The organism is Shewanella vesiculosa (assembly GCF_009994065.1).
Taxonomy (GTDB): Bacteria; Pseudomonadota; Gammaproteobacteria; order Enterobacterales; family Shewanellaceae; genus Shewanella; species Shewanella vesiculosa.
Map to the genome: position 1 here is coordinate 140,375 of NZ_JAACSD010000010.1, position 23,775 is coordinate 164,149.

Consider the following 23,775-nt stretch of genomic DNA (forward strand, 5'->3'; position numbering starts at 1 on the left):
TCAATCGATGTTTAATTGAATGAACAACACGACATCGTTTGCATTGTTATTACATAGGTTAAACGCGCATTGTTAGTGATGGCGATTAGCTTACCGGCAAGGCTTCTTTGCTGTATACCGGCCTATTGAGTGATTGTTTGGTTTAGTGCACTGGTTATGGGTTTGCTATTGATGGCGGGAATATCTAAGTCATCGAAAAATGAGCTTTTAATAGCGGATTATGTACCATTGTGGCTAACAGTCATGCCATTTTATAAGCATAAAAAAACCGCTCAGGCGAGGCTTGAGCGGTTTTTTTATCAATAAAAGTTAGTTAGCGATTAACGCTTTAAACCTTCATTCAGTAGAGGACGCATAATTTTGACTATCTGAGTGGTTACTTTTGGGCTACCTGCCACAATGTTACCTGAAGTCATATAGTTATGTGCACCCGTAAAGTCGGTCACTGTACCGCCGGCTTCACGACAAATTAAGTCGCCTGCTGCGATATCCCAAGGTTTTAAACCAATTTCGAAGAAACCATCTAAACGGCCTGCTGCAACGTAAGCTAAATCTAATGCCGCTGAACCGCCACGACGAACATCGGCACACAATGAAAATACTTCGCCTAAAATGGCCATGTAGCTTTCTGTGTGTTGACGAGCTTTAAATGGAAAACCTGTGCCAATCATAGTGTTGCTTAAATCATTGACGTTAGTTACGCGCATGCGGAAGTCGTTAACCTTAGCGCCTTTGCCGCGAACAGCTGAAAATAATTCTTCACGAACAGGATCGTAAACAACGGCAACTTCAATTTTGCCTTTGTACTGAAGAGCGATAGACACCGCAAAATGAGGAATACCACGAACGAAGTTGTTAGTTCCATCCAAAGGATCAACTATCCAAATGTAGTCTTTATCAGTACCACGGTTTTCACCGTTTTCTTCACCAATAATGGCGTGGTCTGGATAAGATTTACGAATTTGATAAGTAATAGTTGCTTCTGCTTCCTTGTCTACACTAGTCACAAAATCATTAATACCTTTACTGCTTACCTCAACACGGTCAAGTTCAGTATAGGCGCGCATAATAGTTTGGCCAGCAGCGCGTGCAGCGCGTGTGGCAATAGTCAGCATCGGATGCATTGCAATCCCCTGGATGTTAAAGAACGAGTAAAATAGCGCCCGCATTATACTTAATTTAGCCGTTATATCAAATGCAGATTTTCATATAACGTAATTTTTAACGATTGTGTTAATATACGGGCAATATTTTTTGCTAAAAGAAAGTGCTACATGCTCAGTAATATTCGTGTTGTTTTAGTTGGTACCTCACACCCTGGTAATATTGGCTCTACAGCTAGAGCGATGAAAACCATGGGCTTATCAAATTTATATCTCGCCGAGCCAAGAGCGGAGCCTGATGGGCAATCGATAGCACTTGCTGCAGGTGCATCTGATATTCTAAAAAATCTAACTCGTGTTGATTCATTAGAAGAGGCCATTGCCGATTGTAGTTTAGTGATAGCAACGAGTGCTCGCAGTCGTACCCTTGATTGGCCCATGCTTGACCCTCGAGAAGCGGGTTTAAAGTTAACTCAAGAAAGCCTAAATGGTCCGGTTGCTATTGTCTTTGGTCGTGAAAATCATGGCCTGAGTAATGAAGAATTACAGCAATGTACTTATCATGTGGCGATTCCGGCAAACCCAGAATACAGCTCGCTAAACTTGGCTCAAGCAGTACAAATTATTTGTTATGAAACTCGCGTTGCGCATTTAGCGCAAACAGCAACGCCAGTTGTCACAGAAGAATACCCATTAACATCTGAACTTGAACGCTTTTTTGTTCATTTAGAGTCGACCTTGTCTAAAACTGGTTTTGTGATTAAAAATCATCCTGGACAAGTCATGACTAAATTGCGTCGTTTATACACTCGTGCCCGTATTGAAGCACCTGAGATGAATATTCTTCGTGGCATTTTGACTTCCATTGATAAGAAAATGGATAAACAAGATTAAGCAGTAAAGGAACACACCATGGCCATCATCGCTAGGTTAAAAGAAGACATCGAATCGATTTATCATCGTGATCCTGCTGCAAACAGTACCATAGAGATAATATTTAATTACCCGGGTATGCATGCTATTTGGATCCACCGTATTAGTCATAAACTGTGGCTAGCGAACTGGCGTTTCACAGCCCGTTGTTTATCGACATTTTCTCGCTGGCTCACCGGTGTTGAAATTCATCCAGGTGCGACGATTGGCCGACGTTTCTTTATTGACCACGGTATGGGCGTTGTAATAGGTGAAACTGCCGAAATTGGTGATGATTGCACGCTGTATCATAGTGTTACTTTGGGCGGAACAACCTGGCAGCCAGGTAAACGTCATCCCACTTTAGGCAATAATGTGGTGATTGGGGCTGGGGCCAAAGTACTTGGACCTATCACAATGCACGATGGTGCACGTGTTGGCTCTAATTCTGTGGTGGTTAAGGATGTCGCCAGCGATCACACTGTGGTGGGCATTCCTGGGCGTGTGGTGTCTTCGCCGACCAACCAGTCAAAAGAAAAAACTGAACGTCGCACTGAGATGGCTAAAAAGTATGGCTTTGATGCGTACGCTGTGTCACCAGATAATCCTGATCCTGTGGCTAATGCCATAGGACAAATGCTTGATCACATGCATTTAATGGACTCGAAAGTACAAGAACTGTGTAATGCCATTCAGCAAATGGGTGGTGAAGTTTGTACTAAAAAGTTGCCAGAGTTAAATGTGGATGCATTTGATGAGGCATCGCGAGAAGCCGCGACCATTCGTAAACAAGACATTGATAAGTTCGACCCGAGTATTTAAAATTCAATAAGTCATTGTCGATTCAAGTCAAATAATCAGTTAATAATGCGATTAATTGCCTTGTCGGCATTGAATCTTACAAGATAAAAAGGTTAAATACCCGCGGCGAAATTGGGATCGTTTATAGTCAAACAACATCATAATACTTGAGTGATTTAGTAGGATTAATACTTGACTAAATTACTCGGGTATGTTGAAATTACTGCATACTTTTTGGGAGCAGTACAAGTTATGAAACTTACATCAAAAGGTCGCTATGCAGTGACAGCTATGCTGGATGTTGCGATTCACTCTGCTACTGGTCCTGTGCCTTTAGCTGATATTTCTGAAAGACAAGGAATTTCTTTGTCTTATCTTGAACAACTCTTCGCTAAGTTACGTAAACATGGTTTAGTGTCGAGTGTCCGCGGACCCGGTGGTGGTTACCGTTTAGGTTTAGAAGCCGTAGATATCTCAGTTGGCATGGTCGTGCATGCTGTTGACGAATCTGTAGACGCCACCCGTTGTCAAGGAAAAGGTAACTGCCAAAGTGGTACTCGTTGCCTAACCCATTCTTTATGGGGTGACTTAAGTAAACAAATTTCAGATTTTTTAGATGGTATTTCTCTTGCAGGTTTGATGCAAAAGCGAGATGTAAGATTTATTTCGTTAAAGCAAGATGAGATACAAAAGGAACATAGAGTGAGTCTATAACTCAACTATGTTGATTGATATATCATTATTATTTGTACGTTGTATGTAGCCTCATCTGAGACTGCTGAGTACGGAGTGTATTATGAAGCTTCCTATCTATTTAGATTATGCCGCAACAACGCCTGTAGACAAGCGTGTTGCTGAAAAAATGATGCAACACATGACGATGGACGGCGTATTTGGTAATCCAGCATCGCGTTCACACCGTTATGGTTGGCAAGCTGAAGAGGCGGTTGATATCGCCCGTAATCAAGTTGCTGATTTAATCAACGCTGATCACCGTGAGATTGTATTTACCTCAGGTGCGACAGAATCAAGTAACCTTGCAATTAAAGGTATTGCCCATTTTTATCACAAAAAGGGCAAGCACATCATTACCAGCAAAACTGAACATAAAGCTACGTTAGACACGTGCCGTCAGTTAGAGCGTGAAGGTTACGAAGTCACTTATATGGTTCCTGATGATAATGGCATCATCCCAATGGAACGCTTAGAAGCGGCGATGCGCGATGACACTATTTTAGTCAGCATTATGCACGTGAACAACGAAATTGGTGTGATTCACGATATCGATGCCATTGGTGAGTTATGCCGCGCAAAGGGTATTTTCTTCCATATGGATGCTGCCCAAAGTGCGGGTAAATTACCGATTGATGTGCAAACCACTAAAGTTGATTTGATTTCGATTTCTGGCCATAAAATGTATGGACCAAAAGGTATCGGCGCATTATATGTTCGCCGTAAGCCACGTATTCGTCTTGAATCGCAAATGCACGGTGGTGGACACGAGCGCGGAATGCGCAGTGGCACATTAGCAACTCATCAAATCGTTGGTTTAGGTGAAGCTGCTGTGATTGCCAAACAAGACATGGCTGCTGATAGCGAGCGTATTACTCGCCTTCGCGATAAGTTATGGAACGGTATTAAACATATAGAAGAAACCTATATCAATGGTGATATGGAACAACGCTACAGTGGTATTTTTAACGTGAGCTTCAACTTTGTTGAAGGTGAATCGTTAATGATGGCCTTAAAAGACTTAGCGGTTTCTTCTGGTTCAGCCTGTACTTCAGCAAGTTTAGAGCCAAGCTACGTATTACGTGCATTGGGTTTAAATGATGAAATGGCACACAGCTCAATTCGTTTCTCAATCGGCCGTTTTACTACCGATGAAGAAATTGACCATGCTATCAAAACGATAACTGAATCTATCGATAAGTTACGCGAAATGTCTCCATTATGGGAGATGTTCAAAGATGGTATCGATTTGGATCAAGTTCAATGGGCACATCACTAATTTAGATGGTTAAATAAGTGTAATACCATTATTCGTAAACTGATAACGACACAGATTTTGGAGCAGTATCATGGCTTATAGCGAAAAAGTAATCGATCATTATGAAAACCCACGTAACGTAGGTTCATTTGATAAGAACGACCCATCAATTGTTACCGGTATGGTTGGTGCACCAGCATGTGGTGACGTAATGAAGTTGCAACTTAAAATTAATGCTGATGGCATTATTGAAGATGCAAAATTCAAGACTTATGGTTGCGGCAGCGCAATTGCATCAAGCTCATTAGTGACTGAATGGGTTAAAGGCAAGAGTGTTGATGAAGCAGCGACCATTAAAAATGCTGACATTGCTGAAGAACTAGCACTACCGCCAGTTAAAATTCATTGCTCTATTTTGGCTGAAGACGCCATTAAAGCAGCGATTGAAGAGTATAAAAGCAGACAAGCTAAGTAATACCTGGAGTTAAGATGGCTATTTCAATGACCCCCGCTGCGGCTGATCGAGTAAGATCGTTTCTTGCTAATCGCGGGAAAGGCCTCGGCTTGCGCCTTGGGTTGAGAACATCAGGTTGTTCAGGTATGGCATACGTCATTGAGTTCGTTGATGATCTCAATGACGATGATGAGCTTTATAACATCGATGGTGTGAATATCATCATCGATGCCAAAAGCTTCATTTATTTGCAAGGTATTGAACTTGATTTTGTCAAAGAAGGCCTAAACGAAGGTTTTCAGTTCAATAATCCTAACGCAAAGGGTGAATGTGGTTGCGGTGAAAGTTTCACTGTTTAACCATTATTCACCTGTTAAGTCGTTTTATATCAAACAGTAAGTATGATATCTGCCCATGAATTATTTCGATCTGTTTAATGTTGCACCTGCCTTTGATATCGATACCGCCTTACTTGCAGAGCGCTACCGCGAACTGCAACGGGCGGTCCATCCCGATAAATTCGCGAATGATACCGAGCAAAAAAAGCTGCTATCTGTTCAGCGTACTGCACAAGTTAACGACGGCTATCAAACGTTAAAAAATCCCTTACGCCGTGCTGAACATATGTTGAGCCTGCGTGGTATTGAATTAAGCCACGAAACCACTACGCTCAAAGATGGTACATTTTTGATGCAACAAATGGAGTGGCGTGAAGCGCTTGAAGATATAACTCATAGCAGTGATCCGCAGTCTTCAATTGATGAACTGTATGATTCATTTGCACAGTTTGAGTCGGTATTATCGGTTAAATTAGCGACGTTATTAGCCAGTGATGATAATGCAGATGCATTATTAGCGGCTGATCAAATTCGTAAGCTAAAATTTATGGCAAAATTGCAAGATGAGCTAGCTCGTATTGAAGATAGCTTGCTCGACTAAATTACCTTAAATTCTGAACCTTATTTATGATTAGCTTGGCTAATCGATAACACAACAAGTTGGAACACTATGGCACTGTTGCAAATTGCAGAACCTGGCCAAAGCGCCGCACCGCACCAGCATCGTCTTGCGGTTGGAATAGATCTTGGTACCACCAACTCACTTGTTGCTGCGGTAAGAAGTGCTCAAGCATTGACTTTGCCTGATGAGCAAGGACGTCATTCTTTGCCTTCTGTGGTGCATTATGGTGATACCAATGTACTCGTTGGCTACGAAGCTCAACAACAATCAGCATTAGATCCACAAAACACTATCGTTTCGGTTAAGCGTTTTATGGGACGAAGCCTTACTGATATTCAGTCTGGCGTTCATCGATTACCCTACGCTTTACACGCGAGTGAAAACGGCTTGCCGGTGTTTACCACGCCTATTGGGCAAGTTAATCCAATTCAAGTGTCTGCCGAAATTTTAAAACCTTTAATTGCCCGTGCGGAAACCACGTTAGGTGGCGAGTTAGAAGGCGTGGTCATTACCGTACCTGCGTATTTTGATGATGCACAACGTCAAGGTACTAAAGACGCTGCAGAATTATTAGGCGTTAAAGTATTACGCTTACTTAACGAACCTACTGCTGCAGCTATTGCCTATGGACTTGATTCGAAGCAAGAAGGCGTGATTGCCATTTACGATTTAGGTGGCGGTACTTTTGATATCTCTGTTCTGCGTTTGAATCGTGGCGTATTTGAAGTGTTAGCCACAGGCGGTGATTCTGCTTTGGGTGGTGATGACTTTGATCATTTACTTGTTAGCCATTTGCAAACAACGTGGAACATCACTGAGCCGAATAATCAGTTAGCACGTCAGTTACAGATTGAGGCTCGCCGGGTCAAAGAAGCATTAACTGAAAATGACAGCGTTGAAGCCTCTGTTGTCATTGGCGACCAAACCGTCAGCTGTAGTGTCGATAAAAATCTATTTAATGAACTCATTGGCGCATTGGTGAAAAAAACCATTGGTAGCTGTCGTCGCACTTTACGTGATGCAGGTGTGAGCGTGGATGAGGTGATTGAAACTGTCATGGTCGGTGGTTCAACTCGAGTTCCTTTAGTTCGTGAACAAGTTGAAATATTCTTCAAAAAAACACCGTTGACTTCAATTGACCCTGATCGCGTTGTTGCCATTGGTGCGGCTATTCAAGCCGATATTCTCGTTGGCAATAAACCCGATTCAGACTTATTACTGTTAGATGTGATCCCATTATCGCTCGGTGTTGAAACCATGGGTGGCTTGGTTGAAAAAGTGGTTACGCGTAATACCACTATTCCAGTTGCACGGGCACAAGAGTTTACCACTTTTAAAGATGGTCAAACTGCGATGGCATTTCATGTGGTTCAGGGGGAACGAGAGCTGGTTGACGATTGTCGTTCTTTGGCGCGCTTTACACTGCACGGTATTCCGCCGCTCGCCGCTGGAGCTGCTCATATTCGAGTGACATTCCAAGTCGATGCTGATGGTCTGCTCAGTGTTACTGCGATGGAAAAGTCCACTGGAGTTAAGACATCGATTCAAGTTAAACCTTCATTTGGTTTATCCGATACTGAAATCGCCACCATGCTAAAAGATTCGATGAAGTATGCTAAAGAAGACATTACTCGTCGTATGCTAGCAGAGCAAAAAGTTGAAGCCGCGCGGGTGATAGAATCCCTTAACGCAGCCTTGGCTAAAGATGCTGCACTGCTGGATGAGCAAGAACGTCAACAGTTAGTGGTAGCGATCGCAGAACTTGATGCCGCCGCGCAACAAGACGATATTGATGCTATTGAAAAAGCAATTGCAAATCTCGACGATAAGACTCAAGATTTTGCGTCAAGACGTATGGATAATTCTATTAGAGCGGCGCTTAAAGGGCAGTCGGTCGACAACATATAGGTGAAATGATGCCACAGTTAGTATTTTTACCCCATCAAGAACTTTGTCCAGACGGCGCAGTACTTGAAGCTGAAGTAGGCGAGACGATTTTAAACGTTGCATTGCGTAACGGTATTCATATTGAACATGCCTGTGAAAAGTCTTGTGCTTGTACTACTTGCCATGTAGTTGTACGCGAAGGATTTGATCAACTCGAAGAAAGTGATGAGCTAGAAGATGACATGCTCGATAAAGCATGGGGCTTAGAACCTGAAAGCCGTCTATCTTGCCAAGCTAAAGTGGTTGATTGCGATATGATCATCGATATCCCTAAATACACAGTGAACATGGTGAGCGAAGGCTAGCCTTTACTGGTAGATTAACCCATCAAAATCTTTATTCATTGTGGGTAATTGGTCACAAAAAAAGAGTCAATCTATTAGGATTGGCTCTTTTTTTATCTATGGATATAGCAGTCATTGATTTTAAATATACTCAGCGTATGATGCCGGAAAATTTCTCTTTTGGAGCACTCTGTGCGCATTGCAATACTGTCTCAAGGCCCGCAATTATATTCTACTAAACGCTTAGTTGAAGCTGCATTAGCCCGGGGACATGAGGTCAAGGTTATCAACCCGTTAAAGTGTTATATGAATATTAATATGACCAAGCCTAGCATTCATATGGCGGGCAAAGATTTAGGCCATTTTGATGCGGTTATTCCACGGATTGGCGCTTCAGTAACCTTTTATGGTTCCGCTGTATTACGCCAATTTGAAATGATGGGTGTGTATGCGGTTAATGGCTCCATTGGGATTGCACGTTCACGGGATAAATTGCGTTCAATGCAGCTGTTGTCGCGGCAGGGGATTGGCTTACCGATCACCGGTTTTGCCAATAAACCAAGCGACATCCCTGATTTGATTGATATGGTGGGCGGAGCACCTTTGGTGGTTAAACTACTGGAAGGGACTCAGGGTATTGGCGTGGTATTAGCGGAGACTCGCAAAGCGGCTGAGAGCGTGCTAGAAGCCTTTATGGGCTTAAAGACTAACATCATGGTACAAGAATATATTGCTGAAGCCAAAGGCGCAGATATTCGCTGTTTCGTGTTGGGTGATAAAGTGATAGCAGCGATGAAGCGCCAAGCAAAGCCGGGTGAGTTTCGATCTAACTTGCACCGTGGTGGCAGTGCAACTTTGGTTAAGTTAACCCCAGAAGAACGTTCTGTTGCACTTCGTGCCGCCAAAACAATGGGGTTGAATATTGCTGGCGTTGATTTACTGCGCTCAAATCATGGTCCTGTGGTGATGGAAGTCAATTCATCTCCTGGTTTAGAAGGCATTGAGAAAGCGACACAAAAAGACGTTGCTGACGCCATCATTAGCTTTATGGAAAAAAGTATTAACAAAACGGTTAAGGCTGCAGAGTAAGATGAATGTTTGCTCATGGAGCATAAATTGCGCCATGTTAATATAAATGACGCAATTAAGTGATGAAATATCACTGCTTAAGCGGATATGGCTAGGAATATAACCTTAAATTACGTATAATCCGCGCGAATTTTTTAAACTTGCTCACATTAAGGAAGCTCGTTATGTCGATCGAACGCACATTCTCTATCATCAAGCCAGATGCAGTTGCTAACAACCACATTGGCGCTATTTACAACCGTTTTGAATCAGCTGGTCTTAAGATCATCGCTTCTAAAATGGTTCACCTATCTAAAGAACAAGCTGAAGGTTTCTACGCTGAACATAGCGCACGTCCTTTCTTTGGCGCTTTAGTGTCTTTCATGACATCTGGTCCAGTTATGGTTCAAGTGTTAGAAGGCGAAAACGCTGTCCTAGCTAACCGTGAAATCATGGGTGCAACTAACCCAGCTGAAGCTGCTCGTGGCACGCTTCGTGGTGATTACGCTGCAAGCATCGACGAAAACGCAGTTCACGGTTCTGATGCTCTTGAATCAGCAGCTCGTGAAATTGCTTACTTCTTCAGCGCTGATGAAGTGTGCCCACGCACTCGTTAATTATTGCTGTAAGTTGATTAAAAGGAGCTTCGGCTCCTTTTTTTTGTTCGTTTCCTCAATACCTCCTCTATTAATGTCTACTCTGCGATTTATAAAGCAGCCAGTCACATCAGAAACGCTACATTTATGTAACATTCCACCTTCGGTGTGTGATGTGAATTGACAGTCTGCTATGTTCGAAACTCTCCAACTTTAATGAGTCATAATTGGGTTAAATATAATCAATCTTGATTTTTTTAGGGCTTATTAGCAGAGCATATGTCGGTTTATATTAGGTTTTTTGAATGGAATTCAGCTAATAAAATAGGAGGAGAGTTAGTTTTTGAATAAATAATCAATAATATTGAAATGTCATTCTGATGATTTTTAGGGCAATTATTAAATTTTTTTGTAAATATTAAAAATTAATTTTTGATGCATTTCATGATCAATTGTTATTTATTTGTTGCCTTTGTTTTAAGTTTGTTTTTTTTATTGGCTTTTGTTTGTTCTTTTGTGGTGCCTTATATGTTTATTTTCTTATGTTAATAAATGTTAATAGACTGAGTTAATACAGTGTAATTTGCTAAATTATTGATTTTAATGGGATTGGTTTAAGTCAAATTAATTATCAATCTTGATGTCAAGTGTGATGTTGTTCACATGTTGCCCTTATTGACTAAAGGTTTTTTATTCATTAATAATGTTTTTCAATGATTGGCACTGACCAATTATTCATAATTAAAAATATAACGACTTGTTTTATTTTATTCCAAGTTATAGGGAGTTTATTCATGAGTTCAGTCACATTAACTGCTAAGGCAATTCGCCGTAGTTTAATAGCTGTAGCAGCAACAAGTGTCGCGACAACAGGCTTATTTTCTTCAGTAGCATTTGCTGCCGACGAACAGAAAGTTGAAAGAATCGAAGTAACTGGTTCTCGTATCCAACGTCAAGACATGGAAACAGCTTCTCCAGTAACTATCATTTCTGCTGAAGCTATTCGCGCAGAAGGTTTCACTTCAGTTGACCAACTACTTCAAGCTCAAACCTCAATGGCCGGTGCCGCTCTAGGTTCTAGTTCAAATAACGGTTCAGATGGTATTGCACAAGTTGACTTACGCGGCATGGGTTCTCAACGTACGCTAGTGTTATTAAACGGCCGTCGTATGGTTAACTCTGGTTCAGGTGCAGACAGTTCTGTCGATTTGAACTCTATTCCTGTATCGATGATCGCTCGCGTTGAGATCTTAAAAGATGGCGCTTCTGCGGTATACGGTTCTGATGCTATTGCTGGTGTTGTTAACATCATCACCAAGAAAGACTTCGAAGGCTTCCAATTCGATCTTAACGGTAGCACTACTAGCGAAAGCGACGGTGAGACAGGTGAGTTAAGCGGTTTATACGGTTTCAATACTGATGGCGGTAACTATACTGTCGGTGCTGCGTATTCAAAACGTGAAAGCGTTATTCAGTCAGATCGTAGCTGGACAGAGCCAGGTGCAAGTTCATTTTTACCTACTGGTTCATTAGGCGGAAAAGTACGCAATGACGCTGGTGAATGGGTTGCTCGCTCTACAGGTTATGACTACACCACGAGCAGTTATTACCAAACACCAAACGAGCGTTACAGCTTGTTTGCTAATATGATTCAAGAGTTAGACAATAATTTAGTGCTAAGTGGAGACGTTCTTTACACTAAACGTAAGTCTGATCAGCAACTTGCTCCGCAACCTGCTGATGTTATGCTAAACGTATGTGGCGCTCCAGGTGTTGAAGCTGGCGCAGCATGTATTACTCTTGATTCTGCTATGACAGCCGGTGGTGTTGAAGCTGATGATACTGGTCGTGTAAATTACCGTCGTCGTACGACTGATGCTGGTCCGCGTATTTATTCTCAAGATACTGATACATTCCGTATCTCTGCGGCTTTGGCTGGTGAGTTTGATATCAATACCGGTATGAACTGGGATATCGCATACACTTACGGTAAAAACAAAGCTGATTCAAGCGTTGATAACTCAATCAATGCAACTAATCTTAAGCAATCTGTTTATGCTAACCAAGATGCATGGTTCACAGGTGTTCCATTAACGGGTGATATTGTTAATGACATTAGCTTTACCGATAATGCTAATGGTGGTAACGAGCAGCATGTTGTTTCTGCAGGCTTAAATGGTGAGTTGTTCGATGTAAGTGCTGGTGCAGTTGCTTTTGCTATCGGTGCTGAATATCGTTACGAAAGTGGTTTCTATAATCCAGATCCTGTAACAGTAGCTGGCGATAGTACTGCTGCTCAGCAAGATCCTACTGACGGCAACTACAATGTTTTCTCTGTATTCGAAGAAGTTAGTGTTCCTTTTACCGAAAAATTAACCGGTGATTTTGCACTTCGTTATGACGATTACTCAACATTCGGTAAAGCATCTACTTGGAAAGTGGGCCTTACTTATGAAGCATCTGATGATTTAATGCTTCGTGGTGTAGCGGCAACAGGTTTCCGTGCACCTAGTATCAGCGAGTTATTTGGCGGTGATACCGGTTCATACGACTATTTAGATGATCCTTGGGGCAATGCTCAAGATCCACAGATCTTAACGCGTTATACTTCAGACAGTAACTTAAAAGCTGAAGAATCAGATTCTTACACAGCTGGTTTAGTTTACTCACCTAGCTATGTTGAAGGTTTATCTTTAACGCTTGATTACTGGCGCTTTAAAGTCACCAATGCTATTACACGTTTAGATGTTCAAGCGGGTCTTGATGCATGTTTTGCTAATGCTTCTGCTGCTGCATGTGAAACCTTTAACATTGGTCCAAATGGTGATTTGTCTAACTTAACAAATACGTTAACTAACGTAGGTAGCCAAGACACAAGCGGATTAGACTTTAACTTAGCTTATAACTTTGAAGCGTTATCGTTAGATTGGAAAATCAGCAACGATACAACTTACTTGATCAAGTTTGAGCAAGAAGATAACAACTACACCAACAATATTGATGGTAACTTTGGCGCGTATGCTCGTATACGTAACAACTTCAATATTCAAGCTGGTCAAGACAGCTGGAGTGTTAACTACTTCAACCGTTACATTGGTGAAATGGACGACTTAAATACAGGCGATAAAGTGGATGCGATTCTGTACCACAACGTTGCCGGTACTTACTATGTTACGGACATGATTACCTTGAGCGCTGGCGTGAAAAACTTAACCAACGAAGAGCCATCACGCGTATCTAATGGTAGTGACGGCGGTACTGTACCAGAAGTGTATGACACTATCGGTCGTCAGTACTACGGTGGCGTATCTGTTAAGTTCTAAATAACAGAGACACATAAAACAGTCTGATATTGATAATGTTTATTACGAAAAGGCCTACATTTATGTAGGCCTTTTTTATGATGATTATTTTATACTGGCTAGCTAGGTTGCAGATCTAAGTGTGCTTTACAGACGTTAATGGCTAGTGATCTAAGCGTAATTCATGCCGATGTTCTCGACGAAATTTTTGTTCGCATTGAGTGCAACGTTGTTCCGTTGGATCTGTGATTAGGCGATATGCTTCTATGTCGACTTCACAATCTGAGCAAAGCCCATATAAACCCAGTTCAAGTTGACAATATGCAGCATCTAGTCGCATTAGCCGAGTAAAAATATCGGTGTCGGCGAGTTTTACTTGTGGTAGATAATCAATTAGTTGCCCAAGAGGGGTTTGCATTGTGACATGAGCAACTTCAGTCGATTTTAATGAATCCTTAATAACGAGCATTAACTCACGTCTCAAAATAAGTTCAAGTTGTTGAAGTTTTTGCTTTATATCCTGAGAATTGTGCAACTGAGATAACCTTAACTGACTATGCCAATGTAGATAATCTATTTTAAGCACAAATAGAGCCGACGTTATGACGAAGATCAATTCTCGATTAGATTTATGAGATAAAAACATGAATAATAATTTACTTTATATTCATGTTAGCCAAGGTTAATAGTCTGTACTGGAGAGGCTCTAGGGGCTTTATTAACGAATAGGCGGTGAATCAACCACCCTATATAGAACACTCATAATAATAACGTTGCGCTATTAACTTTGTTTAGGATAAACACAGTTTAACGAGGTGAATGACATAACCCAATCACACTGCGTTAGATCCTAGCCTAGAGCCGCGATATTGCTAGTCTATAACAGTGCGCGATGAGCGTTTAGTAAGGTATTAACGATTTCTTCGGTTGTTTTAAACACTCGCAATTCTCTAAATAAGGTATCCGCTTCTGGGTATTGACGATTTAAGTAACTAAACCATTGTTTAATCCGTGAGGGATAATAGTCCGACTTTCGTCCGGTGAGTTCTTTGTCACTATAAGCCATGAGTAAACTTAATGTTTGTTGCCAGCTAAACGGGATTGCACCAGTTTTAATGGTGTCACCTAAGTTCGGTAGCGATATAGCACCTCGGCCAATCATTACACTGTCACAACCAGTTACGTCCATACAACGTTGCGCATCAGCAGCATTCCAAATCTCTCCATTAGCAATAACGGGAATAGGCAGGCGTTTTCTGACTTCGGTAATGTATTCCCAATAAGCAGGGGGCTTATAACCGTCGGTTTTACTGCGAGCATGAATAGCCAGCTCTGTTGCGCCGGCTTCATACACAGCTAAGGCATTTTCCATAAATAACGACTTATCTTCGTAACCTAAACGGATTTTGGCAGTAACTGGATGTTCTGACGGTACAGCATCGCGCATGGCCTTAACAATGTTATAAATATTCTCTGGGTATTGCAGTAACACTGCGCCGCCTTTACTTTTATTGACGGTTTTTGCTGGGCAACCAAAGTTTGCATCAACACCGTTTGACCCTAGTTCTATGGCTCTAATGGCATTTTGTGCCATCCACTCTGGCTCTTGTCCTAACAACTGAACACGAACTGGTGTACCTGATGCGGTTAAACCTTGATGATGTAACTCTGGACACAGTTTGTAGAAGACTTTTTCAGGTAATAGTTGATTCACTACCCTAACAAATTCCGTCACCACCAAGTCAAATGGATTGATGGCTGACAAAATTTCACGCATATGGTCATCTACCACACCTTCCATCGGAGCTAAAATAACGCGCACAATACACCTTGCTGCAGTAAAAAGTGGGCTATTTTAACGTGTTTATTATCGGATAGCAGCACTAAATAGTGCCATGACCATCTTTGTCACGACGTTAAGTAAATTATTATTAATAATCATATTGATATGAATGTTGGTTGTGTCTATGTTAAATGTATATAGCGTTATTTTTAAGCTTGCCTAGCAACAATTAATGTTAATAAAATGGATTTTTTTCACATTTCGGATATTTTTTTGTAATAAACGTTACTAACGGCAGGTCTCTTTACACAAGCCGGCAATAATGCTGGTCAGCATTATAATCACGACTTAAGGATATAATTATTATGAATTCAATCAAACAAACTACGTTAGCGGTTGCGTTAGGTTCAGTTGTAATGACGGCTGGTTTTTCGGCGCAAGTAGAAGCAAATCCATTTGGTTTTCAACAATTAACTTCTGGTTATCAACTTGATGGCGGAGAAGGTAAGTGTGGTGAAGGCAAATGTGGCGACATGAAAAAATCAGCGGAAAAAGCGGCTGAAGGTAAATGTGGCGACATGAAACAGTCAGCGGAAAAAGCGGCTGAAGGTAAATGTGGCGACATGAAGCAATCAGCGGAAAAAATGGCTGAAGGCAAGTGTGGCGACATGAAGCAATCAGCGGAAAAAACGGCTGAAGGTAAGTGTGGTGACATGAAAAAATCAGCGGAAAAAGCAGCTGAAGGCAAGTGTGGCGACATGAAACAATCTGCTGAAAAAATGACTGAAGGTAAGTGCGGCGGTCAAAAATAACAGTTTGCTTCTGTTTGATAATGCCTAGGCTTATCTAATACAATTAAGGCCTGAGATTCAGGCCTTAAATTTATCTGTTTTTTATCGAATATTTAGTTATATCAATACTTAAAAAAATCATCAAGGACACGCATTATGTCTACAAATCATGCTCATGGCTTAGCCAATGTCGGTTTAGGGCTTCGTCGAGAAATGTTAGACGAATTTTGTCAGCATGTGCCTGCCGCAATTGAGTTTTTTGAGGTTGCGCCTGAAAACTGGATGACCCTAGGAGGTAAGTTTGGTCGTCAATTTGCTCAATTAACCGAACAACATCGTTTTTTTTGTCATGGATTATCTTTATCTATTGGTAGCCCGCAAGCTTTAGACACTCAGTTTGTACACAAGATAAAACACTTTTTAGATCGGCATAACATCGATATTTATTCCGAACATTTAAGTTATTGCTCGGGAGCCGGTCACATGTACGATCTTATGCCGATCCCTTTTACTGACGACGCAGTGATCCACACAGCTAAAAGAATAAACCAGGTTGAAGAGATACTTGAGCGGCCATTTATTTTAGAAAATGTTTCCTTCTATGCCGCTCCTGGTGCACAAATGAGTGAAGTTGAGTTTGTTAATGCCGTTTTGCAAGAAGCTGACTGTAAGCTGTTACTTGATGTGAATAACATTTATGTTAATTCAATTAACCATCAATATGATGCTAATGCTTTTTTGGCGGCTATGCCGACCGAGCGGATTGAATATTTACACATTGCTGGGCATTATCAAGAAGACATTGATTTGGTTGTTGATACCCATGGTGCCGACATTATCGATCCTGTTTGGGGATTATTACAGCAATGCTATCAATTACACGGTGTACATCCCACACTACTTGAGCGCGACTTTAACATTCCTAAAACCGACATTCTGCTCAATGAAATTAATCAAATCCATCAATATCAACAACAAGCTTTACGTCAGCAGTCATTACTGAGGAAGGCATAATGGGTTTTATGCAAGTACAGCAACAATTTATGGATTACATTCGTGATCCTAGCTTGCCATTACCAGAGGGTATTGAGCCTAGGCGGATGAATATCTATCGAGAGTTATTTTTTAATAATATTAGTGGTTTTGTCTCCAGTGCTTTTCCGGTACTTAACAGTCTATATCAGGATGAACAATGGCAAGCATTAGTGCAGAAGTTTTTTCGGTCTCATGATTGTCAAACACCAATATTTGTCGAAATTGCCAGTGAGTTTTTAGCGTTTTTGCAGCATCAATATCAAATCACACAAGATGACCCGATTTTCATGTTGCAGCTAGCGCATTATGAATGGTTAGAGTTATGTGTGGCAGTCGCGCCAGACACACCATCATCTCAGTTGCTCGTTTCTGGCGATCTCGCCCAGCGGCGATTATGTTTGGCCACTTGTGCCAAGGTCGCGCAATACGCTTTTGATGTTCAACATATTAGTGTTGACTACCAACCCATTGAACCTACACCGCAAGCGAACTTTTTTTGTGTGTTTCGAGATTTAACTGAGCAAGTTGCTTTTTTGCAACTGACGCCTCTAAGCGCACAAGTATTGGCTTACATTGAGCAAATGAGCCTTTCTCAACAAGGTGTCACCGTAGAGGCGATTATTGTGTGGTTAAGTGAACACTACCCACAAATGTCCAATGACACCTTATTATCAGGCTGTTTACCTTTACTCCAACAATTGGCGCAAAAGGGGATTATTATTTCATCAACTTAGTCATAATAGGCTTAAAAAATTTATGGTTTTTATTTTATAAAGATAGGTCTAAAATGAGCCACTTTTTGTGACTGGCCTCACACTTGCTGTTCGCTAAGTTAACCCAATGTTGACCTATCATAGCGAATGAAAGTGTTAAGCTATTGCAGTAACAACATCACCTGAATGTAGGAATAATCATGAGTCAGCCTTTTAAAGACCCGTTTAACATATTTTATTTCGTTGGTTTTATTTTGGTTTTATTAATTCCAACATTACCCGCGAGTCTTTCATGGTTGAAAGCAACAGGATTAATTTAACGCTAACTTCAGGTTAACCTGTCATGATGTGTCTACTAAACCACTCTGCTAGAGTGGTTTTTTGTTTCTGATGAGGGTGCTTATGGCGGTAAAACGTGGTTTTTTTCTAATAATAGGCCTGTGCAGTCTTGTTTTAGGCTTAATCGGTATTGTGTTGCCTTTATTGCCAACAGTCCCGTTTATTCTGCTGGCTGCTTTTTGTTTTTCCCGTTCAAATGCTCGCTTGCACCATTGGTTAGTCAATCATCCATGGTTTGCCGAAGGTATTCGTCAATGGCAATCGAACAGGGCATTGAGTCGTCCTCTTAAGAAAAAAGCCATGTTGATGACCGTGCTAAGCTTTGGGGTTAGCATTGCCATTGTGCCGATTGTTTGGGTGAAAATGATGTTATTGTGCATGATGCTTTTTTTAGTATTTTTTTTGTGGCGGATCCCAGAGTTAGAATAATAAATCGTCAGTTAAGGTAAGCTAGTTGCAACTGAGATTAAACGGGCATAAGATCAGCTAAGTATTTTTACCAGAGTCCACCCGCAACGTGGACTTTTTTATTGCGTAATCACTTTTATAGAGTTAACTAAAATTATGATGAACCAAGACAGTTTAGCGCTTATTAAGCAAAGCATTAAAACCATTCCTGATTATCCAATACCAGGCATCATGTTCCGTGACGTCACGAGTTTGCTTGAAAATGCAGAAGCTTATAAAGCCACTATTGCGATTTTAGTGGCTCATTATCAATCAAAAGGTTTCACTAAAGTGGTTGGTACGGAAGCGCGTGGTTTTTTATTTGGTGCGCCACTAGCCTTAGAGCTAGGTGTTGGTTTTGTACCTGTGCGTAAACCAGGTAAATTACCCCGAAAAACCATTAGCCAAACCTATGATTTAGAATACGGTAAAGATACCTTAGAAATTCATGTCGATGCCATTAATGCCAATGATAAAGTGTTAGTGATTGATGACTTGCTCGCCACGGGTGGCACGATCGAAGCAACAGTAAAGCTTATCCGCCAACTTGGTGGTGAAGTGTCTCACGCTGCATTTGTAATTTCATTACCAGAAATTGGTGGTGAGAAGCGTTTGCAAGGTATGGGAATTGAAGTATTAAGCTTATGTGAGTTTGATGGTGAGTAAATAGTAAAATAAACTGCTATTTTATTAAGCAGTTAACTGTATTCTGCACTATCAAATACATGCTCAACAATAGCATGCCAGCCCTTGGCATGTTATTGTTAACCCCTTTATAGGGATTGACTCCCGATAGCTCTCTGTGGGGAATTTCATGTCTTACCAAGTACTCGCCCGCAAATGGCGTCCAGCTAAATTTGACCAAATGGTTGGCCAATCTCATGTATTAATGGCACTAACCAATGCATTAAGTCAGCAAAGGTTACATCATGCTTACCTGTTTACCGGTACGCGCGGTGTAGGTAAAACCAGTTTGGCGCGTTTATTTGCTAAAGGTCTCAATTGCGAAACTGGTGTAACGGCTACACCCTGTGGCGAATGTTCTAGTTGTATTGAAATTGCTCAAGGTCGATTTGTTGATTTAATTGAAGTCGATGCCGCTTCTCGTACTAAAGTTGATGATACTCGTGAGCTCCTCGACAATGTTCAATATCGTCCTTCACGTGGCCGTTTTAAAGTGTATTTAATTGACGAAGTACACATGTTATCGCGTAGCAGTTTTAATGCATTATTAAAAACGTTAGAAGAACCGCCCGAACACGTTAAGTTTTTACTGGCGACCACTGACCCGCATAAATTACCTGTTACCGTATTATCTCGCTGCTTACAGTTTAATTTGAAAAGTTTGTCGCAAGATGAAATTACTAAGCAGTTAGCGTATATCATCAGCCAAGAAAACCTACCTTTTGAGCCACAAGCATTGAGTTTATTAGCTAAAGCCGCTAATGGTAGTATGCGTGATGCGCTTAGTTTAACGGATCAAGCCATCGCTTTTGGTAGTGGTCAAGTCATGTTGACACAAGTACAAACCATGCTCGGCAGCATTGATGAAAAACATGTGCTGGCTTTATTAAAAGCCTTATGTGACGCTGATGTGGGTCCATTAATGCAAACCGTGTCAAAAGTATTAGCATTTGGTGCGGACGCAGAAGAAGTTCTGCGCAGTTTATTAGAGCTACTGCACCAAATTACCTTGACTCAGTTTGCCCCAGCCGCTGCGCAGCAATCATTGTTTAGTGAACAAATTTTAGCGTTTGCACAGCAATTAGCGCCTGAGCAAGTTCAGCTTTATTATCAAATGTTACTTAACGGTCGTAAAGATTTGGCTTTTGCTCCTGATCCTAAATCAGGCTTGGAAATGGCATTATTGCGCGCCGTTGCATTCACCCCTGAAAAACAAGTAAAACGTTGGGTGACAACTACACCTGCAGATATTAATTTAAGCGTGATTGATCATGCTTTACCTCCCACGCAAGAGGTCATTGAAACAGGCCCAAAGCTTGATAATCAGTCTCAAGCGAATAGCGCGTTAGCAGCAACGATATTACCAGTTCAGGCAGAAGCTGCGGCGATGAATGTTGAGACTGACATTGACGAGGTTATTGATGATGAGCCAGCCGCAGCCTCACTAATAGCAGAACAAGCTTTATTGCTCAGCCAAGCACAAAGCCAAGGTTTTGATGAACAATCGCCCCAAAGCCGCGTTGATACCCAAAGCCGCGTTGATACCCAAAGCCACGTTGATATAAGTGCACAGGCGTTTGCTCATTCAACGGCTGATAATATTGCCGTGAGCACTGAAATCGGCGAATCAACTGCTTCAGACAGCAAGATTGATGCGCCCAAACATGACACCACTGAAGCGCAAGAGTTTTGTGAGCAACAGGCATTAGCTGTTAATCCCACAGATACAAGCAGCAAGAGCGATGTCGACGCCAATACCGCACAAGATAGTCAAGAAAATCAGCATGCTCAGGACGCAGATAATGGATCATTTGATGGTTATTCTTTTACGGATTATGATGCCTCTGATGAAGCATCAATGGAATACCAGCCGTCTGATCATGATGAATATATAGCTTTTTCGGCGTTAAATCAGACTCCAGAGACGAACAGTGTTGATACTGCAAAGGGCTTGATGTCTTCGCCGAAAACGGCGGATCATCATAGTGATGCCTCGGCTAGCAATAGTGTAGACAATAATGTTGATGACAGCACTGACATTAGCAGCAAAAATGTCAGTCATAGCATTGAACAAGATTTGCTTCGCGCTGATGATTTAGACGACTTTCTTGACGAAGTACTCGCTAGTCGTGATTCTCTCATCGCTGATGTTGGGGCATTACAGCAAAAAGATGAACTCGCCAAAAAAGAAGCCACTAAATCAGTTTCTTCAAGAGTGATAAAACCATCCAATACGCCGGCAGTAAACTCAGAACACTTAGCCGCTGAGCCTAAAACACCTGAATCTACTGCGCCCAATACCAGTGCAGTGTTATCTGCTGTTGCCACTAAAAGCGACATTTCTCCGGCTGTCAGTGATTATGATAGACCTCCTTGGGTCGCGCCTAAAGAGGGTGAACAAGTTAATGCATTTGCAGATGTTCAATCACATGATAAATCTGCCGTTAAAGCCACAATTAACCAGCCGAGCAATGTTTCTCATCAGGTTAATCAACAAGATCTAAAGCCTGCTAGCGCTGTCGTCGCCGCTAAACCACAGAGCATGACAGAGCCTAAAATGACTCAATCGCATGCATTGGCCCAGTTTGAGCCACACAGTATCCAAGGTGATGAGGTTGATTTGCACTGGTATAAAGTGATGACCCATGTCTCTGTTGGTGGTAGGGTGCGACAATTAGGTGTTAATTCAGTGTGCTCTGGTTTGTCCAATCCAATAGTGTTGGTGTTAAAACCGGATCAAAAACATTTGTCAGCGCAAACGGCTATCGATCAATTGCAAGTGGCGTTAACTGAATACCTTGAGCAACCGACTGAAGTACAGATCCAGATTGGCGTTGTACCAAAACGAGAAACACCGCTTGAGTTACGTAAGCGTTTTCACCGTGAACTTATCGCACAGGCGCAACAGTCTATTTTGCTTGATGATAAAGTGCAGTGGATGGTCCAGCGTTTATCAGCGCAATTAGACAGTGACAGTATTGAATATCCATCGGAGCAATTGGGGCAAATTGCCCAAGAGATTGCGCTTATTAGTGCCTCATAAATGAACAAATACGCTAATCTTGCTTGAGATGAAGTTATCTTCATCTCAAAAGTATCTCAGTAAGATTGCCAATCGAATTTATTTCAGTAAGATTAGCGTCATTATGGCGACTTGCTAACAACCTTAATTAGAGAGAGAAACGACTATGTTTGGTGGAAAAGGCGGTATGGGCAATTTAATGAAACAAGCCCAGATGATGCAAGACAAGATGGCTAAAGTGCAGGAAGAAATTGCGCGCACCGAAATGACGGGTGAAGCGGGTGCTGGCTTGGTTAAAGTAACCATGACAGGTAACCACAATGTGCGTAAAGTTGAAATTGATCCGAGTTTAATGGAAGACGATAAAGAGATGTTAGAAGATCTTATCGCTGCCGCCTGTAATGATGCAGCTCGTCGCATTGAAGAAAATCAAAAGACTAAAATGGCCGAAGTCACTGGGGGTATGCAACTACCACCTGGCATGAAAATGCCGTTTTAATCGCATTTATTTGCTAAAAAAGCTCAAGCATTAATGCTTGAGCTTTTTTATTTTCAGTCCAAAATATCTAAAGCTCGTTTAGCGCCCAAATGGATTAACCTTTGCATTCGAGCGCCGCACAGACAATAATCGCACTGCGTTGGTGTGACCGCAGATTGGCACAGCCTTTCATCTCGACAGTTTTACCCATGACATCAAAATAAGTTTAGTTATTAAGGTATTGGCAATTTATGAAATTTAGTCCTTTGGTTGATGAATTAATCCAATCTTTACGTGCACTGCCTGGCGTTGGGCCAAAGTCTGCGCAGCGAATGGCATTTCAATTACTTGAGCGTGAACGTAAAGTGGGTCTCAAGCTTGCCGATTCGCTACAAAAAGCCATGTCAGAAGTTGGACATTGCCAAAGTTGCCGTACGTTCACCGAACAGGATTTATGCCCTATCTGCAGTAGCCATCGCCGGGTTAATTCGGGGATCATTTGTGTGGTTGAAACGCCTGCTGATGTGCTAGCGATTGAAGCGGGTGGACATTTTAATGGTCGATATTTTGTGCTGTTAGGACATCTGTCACCCTTAGATGGTGTTGGCCCTGAAGAGCTTGGTTTGGCTTTACTGGAACGTCATTTAACCTCTGATGATGTCAGTGAGTTAATCCTTGCCACCAACCCGACCGTTGAGGGGGATGCTACAGCACACTTTATTGCCGATATGGCCAGAAGACATAATGTCGTCATCAGTCGTATTGCACATGGTGTGCCTGTCGGTGGTGAGCTTGAATATGTCGATAGCACTACCTTAGCGCTATCATTTAATGGTCGTATTCCACTGCTATAAATCGATACGGTATTAAAACGATCTTGTGCCAGCGTCACCTTAATCGGGATTTTTGGCATTTTTATCTGATGCAGGCTAAGTCAATGGTCGTGTTTCACGGCGATAAATCGATACGGTATTGAAACGATCTTGTGCCAGCGGCCAGCGGCTCCTTAATCGGGGTTGCTGGCATTTTTATTTGATCAAAGCTGAATAGATGGCTCAGTTAATGG

General features: G+C 41.7%; 23 protein-coding genes. 20 read left to right on the plus strand and 3 right to left on the minus strand.

From position 1 onward, the window contains the following. Positions 1 to 320 precede the first annotated feature (320 nt). Positions 321 to 1,124 (minus strand): inositol-1-monophosphatase, encoded by an 804-nt coding sequence (gene suhB, locus GW828_RS12155; protein WP_273059054.1) that lies wholly within the window; start codon positions 1,122 to 1,124, stop codon positions 321 to 323. A gap of 150 nt (positions 1,125 to 1,274) precedes the next feature. On the opposite strand from suhB, the gene trmJ reads away from it, so the two are divergent. The 12 genes from trmJ (at position 1,275) to GW828_RS12215 (ending at position 13,438) form a co-directional block, all read left to right on the plus strand. Continuing rightward, positions 1,275 to 1,997, plus strand: a complete 723-nt coding sequence (trmJ, locus tag GW828_RS12160) for a tRNA (cytosine(32)/uridine(32)-2'-O)-methyltransferase TrmJ (protein ID WP_182699009.1) — start codon at positions 1,275 to 1,277, stop codon at positions 1,995 to 1,997. A gap of 18 nt (positions 1,998 to 2,015) precedes the next feature. Then, a complete protein-coding gene (gene cysE / locus GW828_RS12165; RefSeq protein ID WP_124016080.1) occupies positions 2,016 to 2,837 on the plus strand; it encodes a serine O-acetyltransferase in 822 nt (273 codons plus the stop codon). A gap of 231 nt (positions 2,838 to 3,068) precedes the next feature. Then, a complete protein-coding gene (iscR, locus tag GW828_RS12170; RefSeq protein WP_011637879.1) occupies positions 3,069 to 3,530 on the plus strand; it encodes a Fe-S cluster assembly transcriptional regulator IscR in 462 nt (153 codons plus the stop codon). 82 nt (positions 3,531 to 3,612) lie between these two features. Next, positions 3,613 to 4,827 (plus strand): IscS subfamily cysteine desulfurase, encoded by a 1,215-nt coding sequence (locus GW828_RS12175; RefSeq protein ID WP_124016079.1) that lies wholly within the window; start codon positions 3,613 to 3,615, stop codon positions 4,825 to 4,827. 70 nt (positions 4,828 to 4,897) lie between these two features. Then, complete coding sequence (gene iscU / locus GW828_RS12180; protein ID WP_124016078.1) at positions 4,898 to 5,281, plus strand: Fe-S cluster assembly scaffold IscU; 384 nt, start codon at positions 4,898 to 4,900, stop codon at positions 5,279 to 5,281. 14 nt (positions 5,282 to 5,295) lie between these two features. After that, positions 5,296 to 5,619, plus strand: a complete 324-nt coding sequence (gene iscA, locus GW828_RS12185) for an iron-sulfur cluster assembly protein IscA (RefSeq protein WP_124016077.1) — start codon at positions 5,296 to 5,298, stop codon at positions 5,617 to 5,619. Between the two features lie 55 nt (positions 5,620 to 5,674). Further along, the gene (gene hscB, locus GW828_RS12190; protein WP_124016076.1) at positions 5,675 to 6,199 is read left to right on the plus strand and encodes a co-chaperone HscB; all 525 of its coding nucleotides are present in this window, start codon (positions 5,675 to 5,677) and stop codon (positions 6,197 to 6,199) included. A 69-nt stretch (positions 6,200 to 6,268) separates the two neighbouring features. Continuing rightward, complete coding sequence (gene hscA / locus GW828_RS12195) at positions 6,269 to 8,128, plus strand: Fe-S protein assembly chaperone HscA (protein WP_182699010.1); 1,860 nt, start codon at positions 6,269 to 6,271, stop codon at positions 8,126 to 8,128. 8 nt (positions 8,129 to 8,136) lie between these two features. Then, the gene (gene fdx / locus GW828_RS12200) at positions 8,137 to 8,472 is read left to right on the plus strand and encodes an ISC system 2Fe-2S type ferredoxin (RefSeq protein ID WP_124016074.1); all 336 of its coding nucleotides are present in this window, start codon (positions 8,137 to 8,139) and stop codon (positions 8,470 to 8,472) included. A 171-nt stretch (positions 8,473 to 8,643) separates the two neighbouring features. Further along, the gene (gene rimK / locus GW828_RS12205; protein ID WP_273059048.1) at positions 8,644 to 9,540 is read left to right on the plus strand and encodes a 30S ribosomal protein S6--L-glutamate ligase; all 897 of its coding nucleotides are present in this window, start codon (positions 8,644 to 8,646) and stop codon (positions 9,538 to 9,540) included. A 164-nt stretch (positions 9,541 to 9,704) separates the two neighbouring features. Next, positions 9,705 to 10,136: a nucleoside-diphosphate kinase gene (ndk, locus tag GW828_RS12210; RefSeq protein WP_124016072.1), complete on the plus strand. Its 432-nt coding sequence runs from the start codon at positions 9,705 to 9,707 to the stop codon at positions 10,134 to 10,136. A 773-nt stretch (positions 10,137 to 10,909) separates the two neighbouring features. Continuing rightward, positions 10,910 to 13,438, plus strand: coding sequence for a TonB-dependent receptor plug domain-containing protein (locus GW828_RS12215; protein ID WP_124016071.1), 2,529 nt, complete (start codon positions 10,910 to 10,912; stop codon positions 13,436 to 13,438). Positions 13,439 to 13,580: 142 nt separating this feature from the next. Here GW828_RS12215 and GW828_RS12220 read toward each other — a convergent pair whose 3' ends face one another. Together GW828_RS12220 and dusC are read right to left on the minus strand one after the other, a co-directional pair. Then, positions 13,581 to 13,886 (minus strand): TraR/DksA C4-type zinc finger protein, encoded by a 306-nt coding sequence (locus GW828_RS12220; RefSeq protein WP_371698052.1) that lies wholly within the window; start codon positions 13,884 to 13,886, stop codon positions 13,581 to 13,583. 408 nt (positions 13,887 to 14,294) lie between these two features. Further along, positions 14,295 to 15,239 carry a tRNA dihydrouridine(16) synthase DusC gene (gene dusC / locus GW828_RS12225; protein WP_273059044.1) on the minus strand — a complete coding sequence of 315 codons (945 nt, stop codon included), beginning with the start codon at positions 15,237 to 15,239 and terminating at the stop codon, positions 14,295 to 14,297. Between the two features lie 326 nt (positions 15,240 to 15,565). On the opposite strand from dusC, the gene GW828_RS12230 reads away from it, so the two are divergent. The 8 genes from GW828_RS12230 to recR all read left to right on the plus strand — a co-directional run bounded on the left by GW828_RS12230 (position 15,566) and on the right by recR (position 23,563). Further along, on the plus strand, positions 15,566 to 16,012 hold the full coding sequence (locus tag GW828_RS12230) for an HvfA family oxazolone/thioamide-modified RiPP metallophore (RefSeq protein WP_273059042.1): 447 nt from the start codon (positions 15,566 to 15,568) through the stop codon (positions 16,010 to 16,012). 135 nt (positions 16,013 to 16,147) lie between these two features. Next, the gene (locus tag GW828_RS12235; RefSeq protein ID WP_124016067.1) at positions 16,148 to 17,005 is read left to right on the plus strand and encodes an HvfB family MNIO-type RiPP peptide maturase; all 858 of its coding nucleotides are present in this window, start codon (positions 16,148 to 16,150) and stop codon (positions 17,003 to 17,005) included. Further along, complete coding sequence (locus GW828_RS12240; RefSeq protein WP_124016066.1) at positions 17,005 to 17,760, plus strand: HvfC family RiPP maturation protein; 756 nt, start codon at positions 17,005 to 17,007, stop codon at positions 17,758 to 17,760. Before GW828_RS12235 ends, GW828_RS12240 begins: the two co-directional genes overlap by 1 nt. Before the next feature lie 381 nt (positions 17,761 to 18,141). Next, positions 18,142 to 18,507, plus strand: a complete 366-nt coding sequence (locus GW828_RS12245; protein ID WP_273059039.1) for a YbaN family protein — start codon at positions 18,142 to 18,144, stop codon at positions 18,505 to 18,507. A gap of 132 nt (positions 18,508 to 18,639) precedes the next feature. Continuing rightward, the gene (gene apt, locus GW828_RS12250) at positions 18,640 to 19,191 is read left to right on the plus strand and encodes an adenine phosphoribosyltransferase (protein WP_101088153.1); all 552 of its coding nucleotides are present in this window, start codon (positions 18,640 to 18,642) and stop codon (positions 19,189 to 19,191) included. A 148-nt stretch (positions 19,192 to 19,339) separates the two neighbouring features. After that, positions 19,340 to 22,252: a DNA polymerase III subunit gamma/tau gene (dnaX, locus tag GW828_RS12255; RefSeq protein ID WP_273059037.1), complete on the plus strand. Its 2,913-nt coding sequence runs from the start codon at positions 19,340 to 19,342 to the stop codon at positions 22,250 to 22,252. A 145-nt stretch (positions 22,253 to 22,397) separates the two neighbouring features. Beyond that, entirely contained in the window at positions 22,398 to 22,730 is a 333-nt protein-coding gene (locus GW828_RS12260) for a YbaB/EbfC family nucleoid-associated protein (RefSeq protein WP_011637860.1), read from the plus strand. A 230-nt stretch (positions 22,731 to 22,960) separates the two neighbouring features. Beyond that, positions 22,961 to 23,563 (plus strand): recombination mediator RecR, encoded by a 603-nt coding sequence (gene recR / locus GW828_RS12265; protein WP_124016062.1) that lies wholly within the window; start codon positions 22,961 to 22,963, stop codon positions 23,561 to 23,563. Positions 23,564 to 23,775 lie beyond the last annotated feature (212 nt).